Raw genomic sequence first — 17558 nt, 5'->3', positions numbered from 1 at the left:
CTTAATTGCCCTGCGTGCGTCGGCGAAGCGCCTCAAACAGCAGCACAGCCGCCGCGTTGGATGCGTTCAGCGAGTTAACACGGCCTCTCATCGGGATGCTGACGATGTAGTCGCACTTATCGCGGGTCAGGCGGCTGAGGCCCTGTCCTTCCGAGCCGATGATGATGGCGGTTGGGCGGTCAAACGGTGCGTCATACAGGCCGACTGTACCGTCAGCCTCTGCACCGAACAGCCATACACCGCGTTCCTTGAGTTCATCGAGCGTGGACGCAAGGTTGTTTGCCTTGTGTACGCCGACATATGCGAGTGCACCCGCCGCCGAACGAGCGACAGCCGCGGTCAGACCGACAGCTCTGCGCTTCGGGATGATAACGCCGTGTGCGCCTGCGGTCTCTGCCGAACGGATGATGGCACCCAGATTATGCGGGTCCTCGATGCCGTCGCAGACAACGATGAGCGGCACCTCACTGCGCTCCTCGGCGACGCGGAAAATATCGTCGAGCGAAACGTACTCCTGTGCCGCCGCCTGTGCGATAACGCCCTGATGGTTGCCGGTCGGGCTCATGCCGTCCAGCTTGCGCCGGTCGCAGGTGACGACCGGAACGCGATGCTTGCGCGCTTCTGCCGCCACATCACCGATGTGTGCGCCTTCGGCCACAAACACCTTATCCACTGCACGGCCTGCGCGCAGCGTTTCGAGGACGGCGTTGCGTCCCTCGATCAGTGTGCCGTCATCCTCGACCGGAGGACGGCGTCTGTTTTTTTCATATGCCATAAATTTTTACGCTCCAAAATGAGAAATAACTTTGCATATCCTCAGATACTTTCAGTTAGTTTCATTATACACACTTCCCGACTGTTTTTCAATGTTAGACACGAAAATTATACAAACATCGCCGCAAAAGTGCTGCCATAAGTTCGACAGATATCGACAATTCGCTCTGTCGCATTTACACAGCCAGATTTTAGGCGATACAATGAAACCGGACTGAAAGGAGCGAGGACATCCATGGATGGCAAAAAATTTGACAAAAACACGCTGAAAACACTTGTAATCGCGGCTTCTCTGCTGCTGAACTGCATTTTAGGCGGTGCATCGTACACCTATTATCATCATCTGGCGGAGCAGATGAACGAGACCGCTTCCCTGCAGTCGCAGGTAAGCCATCTGGAAGGCTCGGTCTCCGACCTGCAGGCGCAGGTGGACGAATCCCAGCCGGCCATTGACGGTTTGAAAGCGCAGGTGGCTTCACTCACCGAGGAGAAGAACGGCCTGCAAAGTCAGGTGGACACGCTCACGAGCCAGAAGACGGATTTACAGAAACAGGTGGATACGCTCAAAGCAGGTGCATCGAGCGGTTCCTCGTCCGGCTCGAGTTCGGGCAGTTCGTCGAGCGGCGGCAGTTCTGCGTCCGTCCCGGCGGCTTACAGCAGCTCGGACGACCAAAGCGAAACGGTTTACGTCACGAACACCGGCTCTAAATATCACAGCGCCGGCTGCCGGTATTTGAAGAAAAGCCAGATTCCAATGTCGCTTTCCGAGGCCAAGCGGCAGGGTTACACGGCCTGCTCGGTCTGCGGCGGATAACATGAAAAAGAAGCTGAGATTTTGTCTCAGCTTCTTTTGTTTGTCTGTTAAAACAGTCTATCCATATTCTGCCGCAGCATGCGAACCATACGTTCGCAGTCGAGCATGGTATCATCCGCGCCGAACATAACGGCGGTCTGATCGACTACGCTCGTATCCGGATTACTGCTGCCGACCACGACCCGACCGTTCTTTACACGATCCATTACGGTATCCGCATTATTGATGAGGAAATCCAGTTCGTTCATCAGGCTGCTGTTGTAGTAGCGAATCGGGTTGGCCTGCTCGGTCATGCCGCTGCGGATGGTCTGCGCCTTGCGCTTGATGGAATCCAGAGCCGCCATAGCAACGGCCTTATCAGTAATCACATAGTCGGTATAGCTGCCGTTTTTCACCTCAGAATCGCAATTCTTGAACTTTTGCGTATCCGTTCGCATATCGAGCAGCTGCTTCATGAGGTTCGTCGCGTAGGTTTCCATTTCGGCGCGCTTGCTGTCCGAAAGCGGCATCCGCAGGAAGATGGCATTCACGTCGTTCTCCGCCTTGGCGCTGTACCACGTTACGTCCATGCCGGTCAGCTCACCGATGTTGCGCAGCGGCAGATAGATGGAGTTTCGATAAAACAGCGGATAAATCGTCTCGCCCTTCTGGTTCTTGAAGGTCTGCTGTTTGCCATCCACGAGCACCTTCACGCCCTTATCGAGCGTAGCCGTGCCGGTCGCACCGACATATTTTACGCCTTCCTTGTGGTACGCGTCATCATCCGCACACGGATAGGACTTTTCCGTAGTACCCGACAGGAATACCGTGCGCGATGCACTGTCCCACGAGATATTTTTGCCCATCCAGCGGCCAACCGTGCGCAGCGGCATGTAGGTTGAGCCGTTGTAGCTCAGCGCCGTGTAAACCGTCTTGCCGTCCTCGCTCGGGAAGGTGGCCGGAATGCCCTCTACATAGATGTCCGCGCTCTGCGGATTGATTTTTACGGCGGTGCGAACCTGTGCCGCAGTCTGCGCTGCCGCCTGCACCCCGGCTTTGGAAATCACGGTGGTCTGCACATTGGCTGCGCCTGCGCTCATCATCAGCGCGGACGCCATCAGGCAGCCCGCGAGTGTGCCGCTTACGATTTTCTTGAACTTAGTCATAATTGCCCCTCCACATAATAAAATACAGTTTTTTCTATCCATACCTATAACATACAACAAAAATCATATTCTGTCAATCCATTTTCCTGATACCATTATAACGACCGGGAGCGCCGTTTTGTGACAACAAACCGCTAAGGATTTTTTTCAAAAAATTTGCCACAGAAAATCCCGCTCAGGCGTTGTATAATTGAATGGTATCATTTCCAACCCGAGGGGGAACCAAATTGACACAGGAGCAAATCCTCTTTTTCGAGGAATTATATACAAAATATTACTCGATGATGGTGCAGACCGTTCTGCCCATTGTCGGCAGCCGCGATATTGCCGAGGACATTGTGGCCGACACCTTTTTCATCCTGCTGGCAAGGATAAACAGCGTGATGGAGCACGAGCAGCCGGTCAAATGGCTGTTCCGTGTGCTGAAAAACAACGCCATCAGCGAATACCGCGCGCAGTGCAGACACGCGGCCGCGCCGCTTGAGGAAAGCATTCTGCGTGCAGCCGAACCCGAGCTGATACCGTTTTCCGGCATGCTGCCAAAGGGCTTATCCGCGTCCGAACAGCGCATTCTGACCCTGCGGCTCGCTGAGGACATGGACTATTCCACCATTTCGGAAATACTCGGCATTTCCGAGACCGCCTGCCGCAGCCAGTACAGCCGCGCACGGCGGCACTGCGCCGAACTTATGGAAAGGAGTGATGACAATGCAGGATTCTAAACAGATTGACGAGCTGTTCCGGCTGATGGACGACGTTTGCGAAAACGGTGATGCGGCTCTGCCTGCGCTCGAGCAGTATTTGCAGACGCAGACGGACGCGCCGGAAATCGACACAGAAGCGTCGCTCAAAAAGTTCAAGGCCGACCATAAGGAATTTTTCGTCAAGCCACACCGCGGACGGCGGCTGTGCTACCGCGTTTTTGTTGTCGCGGCGGCTGTTTTCGCCGCAGGAACCGTATTTGCACTGGCTACCGGACACAATCCGTTCGACTATGCGGCGATGTGGGGTGCGGAAACATTCGGCTTTTACCATGATGATTTTGCTACGTCAGAAGATGGAAAAATCATTTATTATCCAGATGGTTCACATGATGACCGTACAGACATGCCCGACTATGACCATACCACCTATACTGCGTTGCCCGAAAATGATACTTCTGCCGCAGAAGATTCAGCGGAAACACAAACGCCAATCGAACAAGGTGAAGCACTTCCGGAATATGCAGATTTACCCGATACCGATTCATCTGATATAGGATTGCAAAAAGGTACTTCTTCTTGGGATGGTTCACATACAATAGAATGGTTTGAAGTCGAAAATGTATCATTAAAAGAGACTTTAACGGCATTGCAGATAAACTATCCAATGGCACCATCTCGGCTTCCCGATGGATATAAACAAACTCGTATCCAGGTTACAAATGACCACATGCTCGGTACTTATGATGTGCGTGCGGATTATGACAATGGTGATTCTAAAATGTTTATTCAAATCTTAAAAATCACCGACACAACCGGTGATACGATTGAAAAAGATGATCGACCTGTCATTGAATATACCAAAGAAAATACAACATGGTATATTATGCACAACTTACAGCGGTTGAATGCTGCTGCGATGATGGACGATTATGAGGTGCTTATATCTGCTCCCATATCTGTTGACGAAATGAAATCCATCATCGACTCCATCTACGAATAACAAAAACCCGATCTCCAACAGACACAATGGAGATCGGGTGCTTTTTATGCGAAAATTTTATGGTACGCGTGCGAGACGTAACCGCCGACAGCGGCGGTCATTTCCTTGGACGCCACGGCTTTATCCGCCACGGTGACGATCCACGCAATTCTTGTGCGCGGCATGGCCGCCAGCGGAAACATGTGCCGTGCGATGGCTTCGCACTCCCGCTCGGACAGACCGAAGGTATGCTTGGCGCGGTCGGCTGCGATGTGGCCGTGAATGAACCCGTGCATGTGGGCAATGCGGTGCACGCCGGAAAAATGGCTCAGATAACGGCGGAAGCGCTCGCCGTGCCAGTCATAGCCGAAAAAGTCATGCAGCAGCGCGGCACGGACAACCGAAGTCGTTTCGCTCTCCGACAGACGCATCAGGCGGGCGATCTGACAGGCTGCTTCCGCTACCGCAACGGAATGGTCATACACAGAGTTGTCCAGTCCGTGGTGACAGAACGTGCGAAGCTGCTGAAAACGCGGATGTGCAAGGATATCTCCCGCGTACTGCTGAATTTCACTGTCCATCGGATCCACCTTCCTTCCTTTTGATGTCTTTATTATAGTGCGCTTAGTGCACAAAATCAAGAGGTAATTTGTAACAAGTTTGTGACAAAAATACCAACGATCTGCTTAGCCGAGCGGCGGCGTGTCCAGTATCATCTGCCTGTACTCCAAATCCTCAAAGCCGAGCATGTGATAGAGGGCACTTGCCCGCACGTTGCTTTCTGTTACCTCCAGACGATAACGCGCGGCTGTGTTGTACTTTTCGTGCACCGCGGCAATAATCCTGCTGCCGATGCCCTTGCCGCGCTGCTCGTCATCCACCATGATCTCCTCCAGCCAGACGCACAAGCCACCTGCCTCGTTCGACCAGGTGAGCGCCAGCAGACAGTACGCGCACGGCTGTCCGTTCTCGTCCTCGGCAATCAGGCAGTCCGCATACGGCGTGCCGTGCAGGAGCAGCTCAAACGTGCGTTCGGCGTTCTGCTGCGGGATTTCATGGTCGCAGGCAGGCGTTTTGTAGAACGCATGGCAGCGGTCGATAAAGAATTCGCGGTCAGCGGCTTCAATAGAGCGAATACGCATAGTTTAACCTTTCTTTTTGCGCGTAGCGCGCATTTAATAGAATTTCGCAGAAATTCATAAAAAGTCAGGACATGCGCCTGACTTTTTATACAAGAAAGAACATCGGTGTGCCGCCGTGCGACGCGCCGATGTTCGTATGGGACGTATCCGAACGTGTTCGGTACGTTCTCTTCGATTAAGACGATGAAATCGTCTTAATCGAGGGTGTCGAGCGCCTGCTTGAGGTCAGCGATAATGTCCTCAACATTCTCCAGACCGACCGAAATACGCACCATGCCCGGCTCAATGCCTGCGGCAACCAGCTGCTCGTCGGTCAGCTGACGGTGGGTTTCGGACGCCGGATGCAGCACGCAGGTGCGGATGTCGGCAACGTGAACCTCATTGCACGCCAGCTTGAGGCTGTCCATGAACTTCATCGCCGGAGCGCGTCCGCCCTTGATATCGATGGACATAACGCCCGAGGTGCCCATCGGCAGGTACTTCTGCGCACGCTCGTAGTGCTCGTTGCCCGGCAGTGCGGGATAGCGAACGGATGCGATCTTGTCGCTCGACTCGAGGAACTTGGCAACGGTCAGCGCGTTCTCGCAGTACTGACGCATACGCACCGGAAGGGTCTCCAGACCGAGGTTGAGCAGGAACGCCGAGTGCGCCGCCGGATAGCAGCCGAAGTCACGCATCAGCTGCATACGCGCCTTGATGATGTATGCCATCGCGCCGAACTCGCGGGTGTAGACTACGCCGTGGTAGCTCTCGTCCGGCTCGGTGAAATCCGGGAACTTGCCCGATGCCGCCCAGTCAAACTTGCCGCCGTCCACGATCACGCCGCCGCCCTGTACGGCATGGCCGTCCATGTACTTGGTGGTGGAGTGGATGACAATATCCGCGCCCCACTCGATCGGTCGGCACAGCACCGGCGTTGCAAACGTGTTGTCCACGATGAGCGGCACGTTGTTCTTGTGCGCGATGTTCGCCCACTTTTCAATGTCGAACACGGTCAGAGCAGGATTGGCCAGCGTCTCACCGAACACAGCCTTGGTGTTGGGCTTGAACAGCTTCTGCACTTCCTCCTCGCTCGCCTCTGCGTCCGCCCAGATGCACTCGATGCCGAGCTTTTTGAGCGTTACGCCGAACAGGTTGATCGTGCCGCCGTAGATGGTGGAAGCCGCGATGAAGCTGTCGCCTGCCGAGCACAGGTTGAGGATGGACAGCAGGGATGCCGCCTGACCCGAGGAAGTCAGCATCGCGCCGACGCCGCCCTCAAGAGACGCGATCTTCTTCTCTACCGCGTCGCAGGTCGGGTTGGCAAAGCGCGAGTAGATGCACTCTGTCGGCATATCGAACAGGGACGCGATCTTTTCGGTCGAGTCAAAGCGGTAAGTGGTGGACTGCACGATCGGCATGACGCCCGGACCGCCGTTTTCCGGCTTGTAGCCTTCATGCAGGCATTTTGTTTCGATTTTCATATAGACTACCTCTTTACTATGATTTAACGTAGAAGAATCTCCACTTATTGTAGCATGCAGAAGCCTGTCGGTCAAGGCGGTTCGGTTGAACAAACGGCGGTATCATGGTATGATAGAGGCAGTACGAAGGGAGGCAAACCACATGAAGGATCTGCTCATTACTCTGCTGAATACAGCGTTCTGGGTCGGACTGCATTTCGGTACGGCTAGCGCAGTGTGCGCTCTGCCGCAGGGCGTGCAGACACGGTGGTTCGACCCAAACCGGCGCTTTTTCACGGTTTCCGATTGGGAAATGCGGGTTTTCCGCAAGATCGGTCTGCCGAAATGGAAGGACCGGCTGCCGCAGTTTAATCCCGAATTTGACAAGCGGCACCTCAAATCCGGGCGGGATACGGCATACCTCGACCGTTTTCTGTTCATCACCTGCCGTGCGGAGGTAATTCATTATGTGATCGGCGTGCTCGGCTGGGTATCGCTTACGTTCTGTCTGCTGAGCGCCGACCGGACGGCGTGGCTCATCCGGTATGCGGTCATTGCGCTTGCGATTCAGCTGGCGAACCTGCCGTTCGCATGGATTCAGCGGTATAACCGGAAACGGCTGCTCAGCGTCCGCAAAAGGCTTTCATTACGGATAGAAATTTGATATAATATAAAGATAGCATAAGGATAATCAAGGAGATTTTGCAATATGACAGACGAAAAAATTGCACGCATCAACGCGCTTGCCAAAAAGGCCAAGACCGAAGGACTGACCGACGCGGAAAAGAAGGAGCAGCAGGAGCTCCGCGCAGAGTACGTTGCCGATTTCCGCAAGAGCCTGAAGGCACAGCTGGACAACACGGTGGTTATCAATCCGGACGGCAGCTCGTACAAGCTGAAGCAGGACAAAAAGTGATGCGGCTGCCCGAACACGCGGCACACGCCATCCGGCGATTAGAGCGTGCCGGATTTGAGGCGTGGGCGGTCGGCGGCTGCGTGCGCGACAGCCTGCGCGGTGTCCCGCCGCACGACTGGGACTTGTGTACGTCCGCGTCTCCGGCTCAGATGCAGGCTGTGTTCGCGGACGCGCGTGTGCTCACGACCGGACTCAGGCACGGCACGCTGACCGTGCTCACGGACGGCGGCCCGCTCGAGATTACCACCTACCGCACGGAGGGCGGCTACTCGGACGGACGGCATCCGGACGGCGTGCGCTTTGTCACCGACATCCGTGAGGATCTGGCACGCCGGGATTTTACGGTCGGTGCGATGGCGTGGCACCCGGAACGCGGTCTGTGCGACCCGTTTGGCGGGCAAACCGACCTCAAAAACGGCGTTCTGCGTGCTGTCGGTGATGCAGACACCCGATTTCAGGAGGACGCGCTGCGCATCCTGCGCGGACTGCGCTTCGCATCCAAGCTGGGTTTTGCCATCGAGCCGGAAACCGCCGCTGCTATGCGGCGGCAGGTACATCGCCTGGACTGCATTGCCGCCGAGCGCATCCGCGAGGAACTGACCGGTCTGCTGTGCGGCCGCTATGTGCAGCGCACGCTGATGGCTTATGCTGACCTTATCACCTCTGCCCTGCCCGAGCTTGCGCCGATGCAGGGCTGTCAGCAGCAGAATCCGCACCACCTGTACGATGTGTGGGAGCACACCGTGCGCGCGGTCGGTCAGGTGCCGGCCGAGCCGGTGCTCCGGTGGGCGATGCTGCTGCACGACAGCGGCAAACCCGCCTGCAAGACCGTGGACGAGCAAGGCATCGGGCATTTCCGGGGACATCCCAAGGTCAGCCGAGAGATTGCGGAGCGCGTTGTTGCGCGTCTGCGGTTTTCGACCGAGGACAGCGAGCGCATTCTCCTGCTGGTCGAGCGGCACGACACACCGCTCGGCGACAACGAAAAGCTGGTGCGGCGCAGCCTGTCGCGCATCGGAGAGGCGCGGTTCCGCGACCTGCTGGCGATCAAAAAAGGCGATGCGGTCGGTCAGGGCACCAGCCGCGACTATGTGGCGCAGCTGTTTGAGACCGAAGCGCTGCTGAACCGCGTACTCGCGCAGGAGCAATGCTTCTCGCTGCGGCAGCTTGCCGTAAACGGAGCCGATTTACAGGCGCTTGGTCTGCGCGGCAGGTCGGTCGGTGAAATGCTGCACGCCCTGCTGGACGCCGTGATAGACGGCCGGACCGACAATCGGCGGGATACGCTTTTGCGGCTTGCCCGCATCCGAATGGAGGAACAACATGTCAAATAAAGAGATTTTCATCGAAACCTACAACAAAAACATCCATCGTCCGGGCGCGGAAAAGCTGCTTGCGTGGCTTGAGGGCACGGATTTCTTCACGGCTCCCGCGTCCACGCGGTTCCATGCTGCGTATGAGGGCGGTCTGCTCGACCACTCGCTCAACGTGTACAACGTGCTGATCTCCAAGCATTTCAATCCCGAAACCGACGATCTGGAAAGCTACACCATCGTTTCGCTCCTGCACGATCTGTGCAAGGCCGGTTTCTACAAGACCGAGCTCCGCAACCGCAAAAACGACCGCGGCGAGTGGGAAAAGGTGCCGGTTTACGCAGTAGACGACCAGTTTCCGTACGGTCACGGCGAAAAATCCGTGTTCCTTATCGAGCGGTTCATGCGGCTGCGCACGGAGGAGGCCATCGCCGTGCGCTGGCACATGGGCGGCTTTGACGAATCGGTCAAGGGCGGCAGCTTCGCACTCGCGCACGCGTTCGAGAAGTACCCGCTTGCCGTAAAGCTGCACCTTTCCGATCTGGAAGCGACCTATCTGCACGAAAACCGAGGAGAATGAGCATGAAAACCAGAGAATTTTCCATCTCGACCGATCACGAGGGCATGTACAATATCACCGCCAGATTGCGTGAAGTCATCCGCGAAAGCGGCGTGCAGAGCGGCCTTGCCGTGGTGTACTGCCCGCATACGACCGCCGGTATCACCATCAACGAAAACGCTGACCCGGATGTGCAGCACGACCTGCTGCTCGGTCTGCGCGAGGCGTTTCCCGACCGACGCGAGTTCCGGCATGCCGAGGGCAATTCGACCGCGCACCTCAAGTGCAGCTATGTCGGCCCGAGCCAGACCGTGCTCATCGAGGACGGCAAGCCCCTCCTCGGCATCTGGCAGGGCGTGTACTTCTGCGAGTTCGACGGTCCGCGCCATCGCCGCTACTATATTAAGGTAATGGCGGATAATTAACTTGCACTTGCTTTTCCGCTCTGCTATAATAAAGTCAAACATACTCTAAAAAGGAAGATATTCTCATGGAAGCACTGGAATGTATCAAAACCCGCCGAAGCATCCGCAAGTTCACCGAGCAGCCTGTGACCGAGGACGAGGTTCGTCAGGTCGTTGAAGCTGCCGCCTTTGCGCCGAGCTGGAAGAATACGCAGATCGCGCGCTACATCGTTGTGACCGACAAGGAAAAGAAGGACAAGCTGGCCGACAACTGCATGCTCGGTTTTGCCTACAACCAGAAGACCACCCACGGCGCACCGGCGCTGGTCGTGCTGACCATGATCAAGGGTCGCTCGGGCTACGAGCGCGACGGCTCGTTCAGCACCCCGCTTGCCACTCACTGGCAGTCCTTTGATGCGGGCATCGCCGCGCAGACCTTCTGCCTTGCCGCGCACGCGCTCGGTCTCGGCACGGTCATCATGGGCATTTACGATCCCGCCGAAGTTGCCAAGGTCGTGGAAATCCCCGAGGGTCAGGAAGTGGCCGCGCTCATCGCACTCGGTCATCCGGCACAGGACCCGCAGGCTCCGGCGCGTAAGGATGTCGATACGCTGCTGCGATTTGAGTAAAAGTGCATACTTTGAGCACCGTGGAAGTAATTCTGCGGTGCTTTTCTTTTCTCGGCACAAGGTGACCGGGGCATACGAACTGCCGCAGGCAGGTTCGACCCTGACGGGCAGCTCCTTTTCTGCATCGGCTGACCGGGGCACACGAACTGCCGCAGGCGGGTTCGCCCCTGACGGGCGGCTCCTTTTCTGCATCGGCTGACCGGGGCACACGAACTGCCGCAGGCGGGTTCGCCCTAATGGGCGGCTCCTTTTACTGCATCGGCTGACCGGGGCACACGAACTGCCGCAGGCGGGTTCGCCCCTGACGGGCGGCTCTTTTTCTGCATCGGCTGACCGGGGTACACGAACTGCCGCAGGCGGGTTCGTCCCTGACGGGCGGGGAGTTTTTCGCTGAACCTCAGCAGGGAGCTGCGCTCTGCGGAGCGCGGGGATTCGCCGCGCCCGCGGCGGGGGCAAAAAGGAAGGACAACCTGCGGTTTTCCTTCCTCTTTGAACTCCTACCTTTCCCTTGCTTCCTAATTTGGCGCAGACCAGAGACCGGCGACCGCTTCGAAAAGAGGAACGGCAGTCGGGTTACCGTTGCGTGGCTCTCTCCACCTTTTCGCAGTTCACAGATAGCATACTGCTACACAGGCGAGTTATTCTACGCAGGCGCGACATAACAGTGTCGCGCAACACTTTGGCATGTTGTAACGCACGGCACCTGCGGAATAAGCATTCGGTACAATTTATCTTCGCAGGTGCCGGGCGGTATAACACGCAAAAAAATTGGGCGGCACTGTCATGCCGCCCTCTGCGTGGACTTAATCTTATGTGTAGCAGAACGGTATCTGACACTGCGAATAGGTAAAGAAATGGGAGCACACTGTGCTCCCCTACGGTAGAAAAAATCCTCTGCCGTTCCCCTATTTCGAAGCAGTCACATGTCGGCAATCTGCGCCAGACTCTCCAAGGGAAAAGGGGAGATTTACAAGAGGGTGGAAAACCGCAGGTTGTCTACCCTCTTGTACGCCCGCGCGGCGTCAGCGCATTCCCCGCCGCGGGGCGCGGCAAATCCCCGCCGTCCGCAGACGGCGCATCCCCTCGCTTAAAGTAAGCGAAAAACTCACAAATCCTGAATATTCATCTTCTCGATCTGCTTTTTGCGGTTCATCCCTCTGCGGCAGAGGAAGTAGATTACCAGCATCACGATGGTCGGCATGGAGATAACGAGCAGCGTCAGCACCGTGTTGAGCACCGTCACGAACACGTCATACGAATCCACTCCGCCAACCGCATTGTCAGCCACCGAGGTCATCACCACATTCGTCACCACGTTCAGCAGGATGAACAGCTCCCCCGAAAACGTGATGGCAGGCAGTACCAGTCCCGGCAGTTTACTCTCCCGTCTGGAAAGATAGACCTGCAAAATAATCATTGCCGCGACAAACGCGATCAGAAAAATCAGCGAAATAATTGTAGAAACCGTTGCAATCATCATGATTTGTTCCCCTCTCTCAGCTTTTTGTACTCGTTGATGAGCAGCTTCGCCGTGTCAAAATCCAACTTGTCCTTGACCGCAAGACGCTTGATGAGCGCGATATACGGCTCCTCGTCCGCCTGCTCGCCAAGCCTGATCTTCTGTATCAGACGGTCCAGACGCAGTCTCACGGTCGGGTAGGTCACGCCGTAAATGCCCGCGACCTCCTTGAGCGACCCCGACGCCAGCACGAATTTTTTGATGAACGACACGTCCTCCTCGTCCAGCGACGCAAGCCACTCCGGCATTACCTCGATTGCCACGTCTATCACTTCCTTTCATTGTGACTTCATTATAATATTAAATTATATTAAAGTCAACCTTTAATTTTATCAAAATCCGAAAATAAAAACGGCACACCGGGAGATTCTCTCCGGTATGCCGTTTGCTGTTTCTTACTTACTTTTCTACTCGTTTCTGGAACGCCAGACGTTCTCCGCGCCCGTTCTCCAGCTCAATGACACCGCAATAGGTATAGCCGAGCTTATTCAGCAGACCCTGCATAGGCTTGTTGTTCGCGTGCGTGTCGATGCGGATGTTTCCGCACTGCTCCATGCACCAGTTCATGCAGAACGAAGCTGCGCCGTGCGTGCCCTTTGCCGCCGCGATACGGTGAACAACGCCGTACGGCGCATCGTCCAGCCAGGCGCCGCCGCGAATGACGCGGTAGGTCGGCTCACCGTCGGTCGTAAACGCAAAGGTCGCTGCGATTTTGCCGCTGTCCTCGCAGACGTAGCTGCGGTGCAGTGCAAGATCCTTGTCCAGCATTTCCCGCGTCGGGAATCTGTCTCCCCACTGATCGGGATTGCCGTTTTCGCGCATAAATGCCCGCGCGTCTGCAAAAATTTCCTGCATCACCGGAAGATCCTCCGGCCGGGCGTGTCGAATCTGCATTGTTATTCCTCCTTCAGCCATTCCGTGCAGAGCGCCTGCCAGCGGTTGATATGCCGGTCGGGCACGCGCCCTTTCATCGGGTCGGCTGTCTCCAAATCCGCGAGCGCGAGTCCGTGCACGCCGTGCGGGAACAGGTGCAGCTCGTGGCTGATGTTCTCTCGGCGCAAAGCCGCCTCGAGCAGCAGCGTGTTCTCGACCGGAACGGTCGCGTCCGTCAGGGTGTGCCACAAAAAAGTGCGCGGCATGTGCGCGGAAACCAGCGTTTCCAGCGAAAATCTCCGCTGTTCCGCAGCATTTTCACCTGCCAGACGCACAAAGCTGCCGCGGTGTGCATATGCTCCCGCCGAGACCACCGGATAGCACAACACCGCCGCATTCGGTCGGTGCGCCTGCAGATCCGTGCCCGCGGGAAACCAGTCTGCGTCGTGCCACGTCGCCGCCAGCAGTCCCGCCAGATGGGCGCCCGCCGAAAATCCGCCGACCGCAATGCGGTCTGCCGCGATGCCGAGCTGTGCCGCATGTTCTCTCACCCAGGCGACAGACGCGGACAGCGTGTGCAGCGGCTTTACGCCAAGCGGCACCTCCGTGCAGTCGTACTCGAGCACGAACGCTTCCACGCCGTCCCGCGCAAACGCACGCGCGACCGGTGCGCCCTCCCGGATGGAGCAGTATTCGTAGCCGCCGCCCGGGCACAGGATGAGCGCAGGCTTATTCCGTCCGGCTGATGCCGGAAAATGTGTCAAAACGCCGTGATCGAGCCGCAAAACCTCTTTCATCGCGCACCTCACACGTTGTAGCGGTTGCGGATATCAATGCACGCAAGAATGCGGTCGGTCTCCGGCTTTTCGCCTGCCAACAGGTAGTCCATAAGCAGCTCGATCGGACGTGCCCCCTGCAGGGCGGCATCCTGATCGATCAGGAAGTCGATGAGTCCGCGGCGGACATTCTCCGCATTTGCCGGAATCAAGTCGTGGCAGATCAAATGCACCTTGCCCTGTAACCCCAGCTCACGCAGCGCGTCGCACGCGCCAAGCTGACCGTTTACCGAAACGTACACACCGCGCAGCGACGGATGCTCCTTCACGGCGCGGCACACAATATCATGCGCCAGCTGCTGATCGTCCCCGCAGGTCTGCGGCGGCAGCAGGCTCAAACCGGGGAAATTTGCGGCAGCCTCGGTCTGAAAGCCGTCCACACGCTGCTGATGCGACCAGTTGTTTTCCTGACCGGCAACCAGCAGGACTTCCCCGTGACCGGCGAGCAGCAGGTCCATCAGACCGGCGCTCATACGTCCGCACGCGAAATTGTCCACGCCGACATAGCACAGGCGGCCCGAGTCCGGCAGATCCGAGTTGAAGGTAACGATCGGCATGCGCCCGGACAGCTCCTGAATACGGGCGCGTATCCGCTCGTCCTCCGCCGGAGAAAGCGCGATGCCCTGCACGCCTGCCTCGAGCAGCTCGTCGATCACGTCCAGCTGCTGCTGTGCATCAATGCCCTCAAGCGGCCGCACGAGGACCTCTGCGCCGGTGGTGGTAAAGTGCGCCGATGCGCGTTCGATCTCCTCAAATACCGTGTGCATGAACATGGTCTCGACCGACTGGACGATCACACCGATCCTGATCGGGTTTTTCGCGCGTGCCAGCATGCGTCCCGCACGGTTCGGGCGGTAGCCTCGCTCTGCCGCAATGCGGCGCACGCGTGCCGCAACCTTGGGATCGACGCGTCCCCTGTCGTTAAGTGCCCGATCCACCGTGCCGCGGGAAACGCCCGCCAGCGCAGCGATCTCTGCCAAAGTGACTGCCATGAATTTTCGCTCCTACATACCGCGTTGCGCGGTGTCATTCCAAAGGCACCACCACACAATTTGACCGCGGTGCTTTGTGGAAATTTTGCGCTCTGACTTTGTTACGATTTCTTGCAATACATCAAGTATTGCTGCGAAACCGTGCCGCGTCAGAACACAAACTTTACTCACAAATCACTCTTGTCCAATTATGTGGTGTTACCTTTTTATTTTACACGTTTTGAACGAAAATTGCAAATGCAAATCAGTGAAATCGGTCAGTCGTCCAGCAGTTCGCCCTTGATGGAAATGGTCTTCACCTGCCACGGCAGCAGCTTGCCGCAGTTCTGCAGCGCGGTGCGGACGGCGTATTCCAGTCCGCCGCAGCACGGCACCTCCATACGGACAACGGTTACGCTTTTGATGTTGTTCTGACGGAGGATTTCGGTCAGCTTCTCGCTGTAATCCACATCATCCAGCTTGGGACAGCCGACGAGCGTTACCTTCCCCCGGATAAAATCCTGATGGAAGTTTGCGTACGCGTAAGCGGTGCAGTCTGCCGCGATGAGCAGGTTTGCGCCGTCAAAATAAGGCGCATTCACCGGCACGAGCTTGATCTGCACCGGCCACTGGCGCAGCTGGCTCGGCATCGGAATGAACGAGGCCGGCTGATTGACCGGGGCGTGTTCAATGCTCCGCGCCATGCTGCCCGGGCATCCGGTATGCGGCTGAGATTTTGCCTGCATATTGGCCTGCACGGCGGCTTCGTCATAAGCGGCGGCTTCGCGCTCGACGAACGAGATGGCGCCGGTCGGGCAGACCGGCAGGCAGTTGCCGAGGCCGTCGCAGTAGTCGTCGCGGAGCAGAGTGGCCTTGCCGTCCACCATGCCGATGGCGCCCTCGTGGCAGGCGTGGGCGCACAGGCCGCAGCCGTTGCATTTTTCTTTGTCGATTTCGATAATTTTGCGAATCATAGTGTTTTCTCCTTATATATCCTGTTTCTTGTTTTGAGATGGTTCCGCTGGGGCCAGCGGGGGGCCGCCTACCCGGCGGGGGCACAAGAGGGTAGACACCTGCGGTTTCCACCCTCTTGTGAATCACCCCTTTCCCTTGGAGAGTCTGGCGCAGATTGCCAACATGTGACCGCTGCGAAATAAGGGGAACGGCAGTCGGGTTACCGCAGCGTGTCTTTCGTAAAATATTTGCAGTTCACAGATAGATTACTGCTACACATACGGTTTACTCTACGCAGGCGCGACATGCCCGTGTCGCGCAATTCGTTAGTCTGGAGTTTGCGGACAGCACCTACGAATTAAGCGTTTGGTGCAATTTATCCTCGCAGGTGCCGTGCGTTACAACGTGCCAAGGATTTGCGCGACACGGGTATGTCGCGCCTGCGTTGATTAACCCACATGTGTAGCAGTACGCTATCTGTGAACTGCGAAAAGGCGAAGAAAGACACGCTAAGGTAACCCGACTGCCGTTCCCCTGTTTCGAAGCGGTCACATGTCGGCAATCTGCGCCAGATTAGGAAGCAAGGGAAAGGTAGGAGTTTAAAGAGGAAGGAAAACCGCAGGTTGTCCTTCCTTTTTGCCCCCGCCGCGGGGCGCGGCACGCTCCCGCCGTCCGCAGACGGCGAATCCCCCCGCTGAGGTTCAGCGGAAAACTCCCCGCCCGTCAGGGGCGAACACGCTGACGCAGTTCGCGCACCCCGGTCAGCCGGTGCTGAAAAAGCTGCCGCCCCGTTCGGGCGAACCGCCTGCGCGGTTCGTGTCCCCCGCTTGACTTTACGCTCATATCTTACTATACTGAGAAGGCAAAGTATGTTGTCCCAACAACAAAACAGGAGGAAATATGAACCTGTCTATCCTTGCACGCTGCGGTCTGTTCCGCGGCATTGAAACCGCAGAGTTATCCCCGCTTTTGCGCCGTCTGCACGCCTGCACGCGTGAATTTGACAAATTTCAGCCGATTTACCGCGTCGGCGATACCGCGCATGCGCTGTGTATTCTGCTCTCGGGCGGCGTGAATATCGAGCGCTGCGACGCATGGGGCCACAAGATGCTGCTCGACCACATTACGCCCGGTTCGGTATTCGCTGAAACGTACGCCTGTGTCCCCGGCACGCCCATGATGGTCTCCGCGGTGGCGGACGAGCCGTCCGAGGTGCTGTTCCTGCCGATCGAAATGCTGCTCTCCTCTGCTGCGCAGGACAGCGCGCACAGTGTACTTTTACGCAACCTTCTGGACGTCACCGCGCAGAAAAACCTGCTTTTGACGCGAAAAATCTTCCACACAAGTCCGAAATCCATGCGCGGCAAGCTGCTGTCGTACCTGTCCGCACAGGCGGTGCAGCACGGCTCGGACACGTTCGACATTCCGTTCGACCGCCAGCAGCTGGCCGACTACCTCGGCGTGGACCGCAGTGCGCTGTCCGCCGAGCTGAGCCGCATGCAGCGCGACGGACTTATCTCATACAAAAAGAGCCATTTTGTGCTCAACCATTCGCAATCCGATGAATAATCCACCCTGTTAAGG

The 17558-nt window shown here is 57.0% G+C and carries 21 protein-coding genes; 10 read left to right on the top strand and 11 right to left on the bottom strand.

All coding sequences use genetic code 11. The annotated features are described in order from the left end of the window. Nucleotide 1: 1 nt before the first annotated feature. Nucleotides 2–775 (bottom strand): 23S rRNA (guanosine(2251)-2'-O)-methyltransferase RlmB, encoded by a 774-nt coding sequence (rlmB, locus tag DW724_RS05510; protein WP_117752336.1) that lies wholly within the window; start codon nucleotides 773–775, stop codon nucleotides 2–4. Nucleotides 776–1009: 234 nt separating this feature from the next. On the opposite strand from rlmB, the gene DW724_RS05505 reads away from it, so the two are divergent. Further along, nucleotides 1010–1588: a hypothetical protein gene (locus DW724_RS05505; RefSeq protein WP_118760909.1), complete on the top strand. Its 579-nt coding sequence runs from the start codon at nucleotides 1010–1012 to the stop codon at nucleotides 1586–1588. A 47-nt stretch (nucleotides 1589–1635) separates the two neighbouring features. Here the strand turns inward: DW724_RS05505 and DW724_RS05500 are convergent, their stop codons facing one another. Further along, nucleotides 1636–2733: a stalk domain-containing protein gene (locus DW724_RS05500; protein WP_158580223.1), complete on the bottom strand. Its 1098-nt coding sequence runs from the start codon at nucleotides 2731–2733 to the stop codon at nucleotides 1636–1638. Nucleotides 2734–2960: 227 nt separating this feature from the next. On the opposite strand from DW724_RS05500, the gene DW724_RS05495 reads away from it, so the two are divergent. Both DW724_RS05495 and DW724_RS05490 read left to right on the top strand, forming a co-directional pair. Next, a complete protein-coding gene (locus DW724_RS05495; protein WP_158580222.1) occupies nucleotides 2961–3455 on the top strand; it encodes an RNA polymerase sigma factor in 495 nt (164 codons plus the stop codon). Then, a complete protein-coding gene (locus DW724_RS05490) occupies nucleotides 3442–4437 on the top strand; it encodes a DUF4367 domain-containing protein (RefSeq protein WP_118760906.1) in 996 nt (331 codons plus the stop codon). Before DW724_RS05495 ends, DW724_RS05490 begins: the two co-directional genes overlap by 14 nt. A 44-nt stretch (nucleotides 4438–4481) precedes the next feature. Here DW724_RS05490 and DW724_RS05485 read toward each other — a convergent pair whose 3' ends face one another. The 3 genes from DW724_RS05485 to DW724_RS05475 form a co-directional block, all read right to left on the bottom strand. Further along, entirely contained in the window at nucleotides 4482–4997 is a 516-nt protein-coding gene (locus DW724_RS05485) for an HD domain-containing protein (RefSeq protein ID WP_110437311.1), read from the bottom strand. A gap of 105 nt (nucleotides 4998–5102) precedes the next feature. Then, the gene (locus DW724_RS05480; RefSeq protein ID WP_118647224.1) at nucleotides 5103–5558 is read right to left on the bottom strand and encodes a GNAT family N-acetyltransferase; all 456 of its coding nucleotides are present in this window, start codon (nucleotides 5556–5558) and stop codon (nucleotides 5103–5105) included. 194 nt (nucleotides 5559–5752) lie between these two features. Continuing rightward, the gene (locus DW724_RS05475; RefSeq protein ID WP_118760905.1) at nucleotides 5753–7021 is read right to left on the bottom strand and encodes an O-acetylhomoserine aminocarboxypropyltransferase/cysteine synthase family protein; all 1269 of its coding nucleotides are present in this window, start codon (nucleotides 7019–7021) and stop codon (nucleotides 5753–5755) included. 142 nt (nucleotides 7022–7163) lie between these two features. Here DW724_RS05475 and DW724_RS05470 point away from each other — a divergent pair, with 142 nt between their 5' ends. The 6 genes from DW724_RS05470 (at nucleotide 7164) to DW724_RS05445 (ending at nucleotide 10821) form a co-directional block, all read left to right on the top strand. Then, nucleotides 7164–7664 carry a hypothetical protein gene (locus DW724_RS05470; protein WP_118760904.1) on the top strand — a complete coding sequence of 167 codons (501 nt, stop codon included), beginning with the start codon at nucleotides 7164–7166 and terminating at the stop codon, nucleotides 7662–7664. Between the two features lie 45 nt (nucleotides 7665–7709). Further along, entirely contained in the window at nucleotides 7710–7916 is a 207-nt protein-coding gene (locus DW724_RS05465) for a DUF896 domain-containing protein (protein ID WP_116704796.1), read from the top strand. Further along, nucleotides 7916–9250 carry a CCA tRNA nucleotidyltransferase gene (locus DW724_RS05460; RefSeq protein ID WP_118760903.1) on the top strand — a complete coding sequence of 445 codons (1335 nt, stop codon included), beginning with the start codon at nucleotides 7916–7918 and terminating at the stop codon, nucleotides 9248–9250. Before DW724_RS05465 ends, DW724_RS05460 begins: the two co-directional genes overlap by 1 nt. Then, entirely contained in the window at nucleotides 9240–9809 is a 570-nt protein-coding gene (locus DW724_RS05455; protein ID WP_118760902.1) for a hydrolase, read from the top strand. Before DW724_RS05460 ends, DW724_RS05455 begins: the two co-directional genes overlap by 11 nt. Nucleotides 9810–9811: 2 nt before the next feature. Then, nucleotides 9812–10213, top strand: a complete 402-nt coding sequence (locus tag DW724_RS05450; RefSeq protein ID WP_118360230.1) for a secondary thiamine-phosphate synthase enzyme YjbQ — start codon at nucleotides 9812–9814, stop codon at nucleotides 10211–10213. A 65-nt stretch (nucleotides 10214–10278) separates the two neighbouring features. After that, nucleotides 10279–10821 carry a nitroreductase family protein gene (locus DW724_RS05445; RefSeq protein ID WP_118760901.1) on the top strand — a complete coding sequence of 181 codons (543 nt, stop codon included), beginning with the start codon at nucleotides 10279–10281 and terminating at the stop codon, nucleotides 10819–10821. Between the two features lie 1105 nt (nucleotides 10822–11926). Here DW724_RS05445 and DW724_RS05440 read toward each other — a convergent pair. From DW724_RS05440 to DW724_RS05415, 6 genes are all read right to left on the bottom strand, one after another. Next, nucleotides 11927–12301, bottom strand: a complete 375-nt coding sequence (locus DW724_RS05440) for a hypothetical protein (RefSeq protein ID WP_118760900.1) — start codon at nucleotides 12299–12301, stop codon at nucleotides 11927–11929. Further along, nucleotides 12298–12603: a DUF2089 family protein gene (locus tag DW724_RS05435; RefSeq protein ID WP_116704792.1), complete on the bottom strand. Its 306-nt coding sequence runs from the start codon at nucleotides 12601–12603 to the stop codon at nucleotides 12298–12300. Before DW724_RS05435 ends, DW724_RS05440 begins: the two co-directional genes overlap by 4 nt. Before the next feature lie 136 nt (nucleotides 12604–12739). After that, a complete protein-coding gene (locus DW724_RS05430) occupies nucleotides 12740–13234 on the bottom strand; it encodes a GNAT family N-acetyltransferase (protein WP_118760899.1) in 495 nt (164 codons plus the stop codon). Nucleotides 13235–13236: 2 nt separating this feature from the next. Beyond that, nucleotides 13237–14010 (bottom strand): alpha/beta hydrolase, encoded by a 774-nt coding sequence (locus DW724_RS05425; RefSeq protein ID WP_118760898.1) that lies wholly within the window; start codon nucleotides 14008–14010, stop codon nucleotides 13237–13239. Between the two features lie 8 nt (nucleotides 14011–14018). After that, complete coding sequence (locus DW724_RS05420) at nucleotides 14019–15041, bottom strand: LacI family DNA-binding transcriptional regulator (protein WP_118760897.1); 1023 nt, start codon at nucleotides 15039–15041, stop codon at nucleotides 14019–14021. Between the two features lie 257 nt (nucleotides 15042–15298). After that, a complete protein-coding gene (locus DW724_RS05415) occupies nucleotides 15299–15994 on the bottom strand; it encodes a 4Fe-4S binding protein (RefSeq protein WP_118285109.1) in 696 nt (231 codons plus the stop codon). An 880-nt stretch (nucleotides 15995–16874) separates the two neighbouring features. Between DW724_RS05415 and DW724_RS05410 the strand changes: the two genes are divergently transcribed. Continuing rightward, entirely contained in the window at nucleotides 16875–17543 is a 669-nt protein-coding gene (locus DW724_RS05410) for a Crp/Fnr family transcriptional regulator (protein WP_118760896.1), read from the top strand. Nucleotides 17544–17558 lie beyond the last annotated feature (15 nt).

The organism is Butyricicoccus sp. AM27-36 (assembly GCF_003480945.1).
In the GTDB taxonomy this organism is placed as follows: Bacteria; Bacillota; Clostridia; order Oscillospirales; family Butyricicoccaceae; genus Agathobaculum; species Agathobaculum butyriciproducens.
The sequence above is the reverse complement of the archived record's forward strand: the minus strand, read 5'-3'. Positions and strand labels throughout refer to the sequence as shown.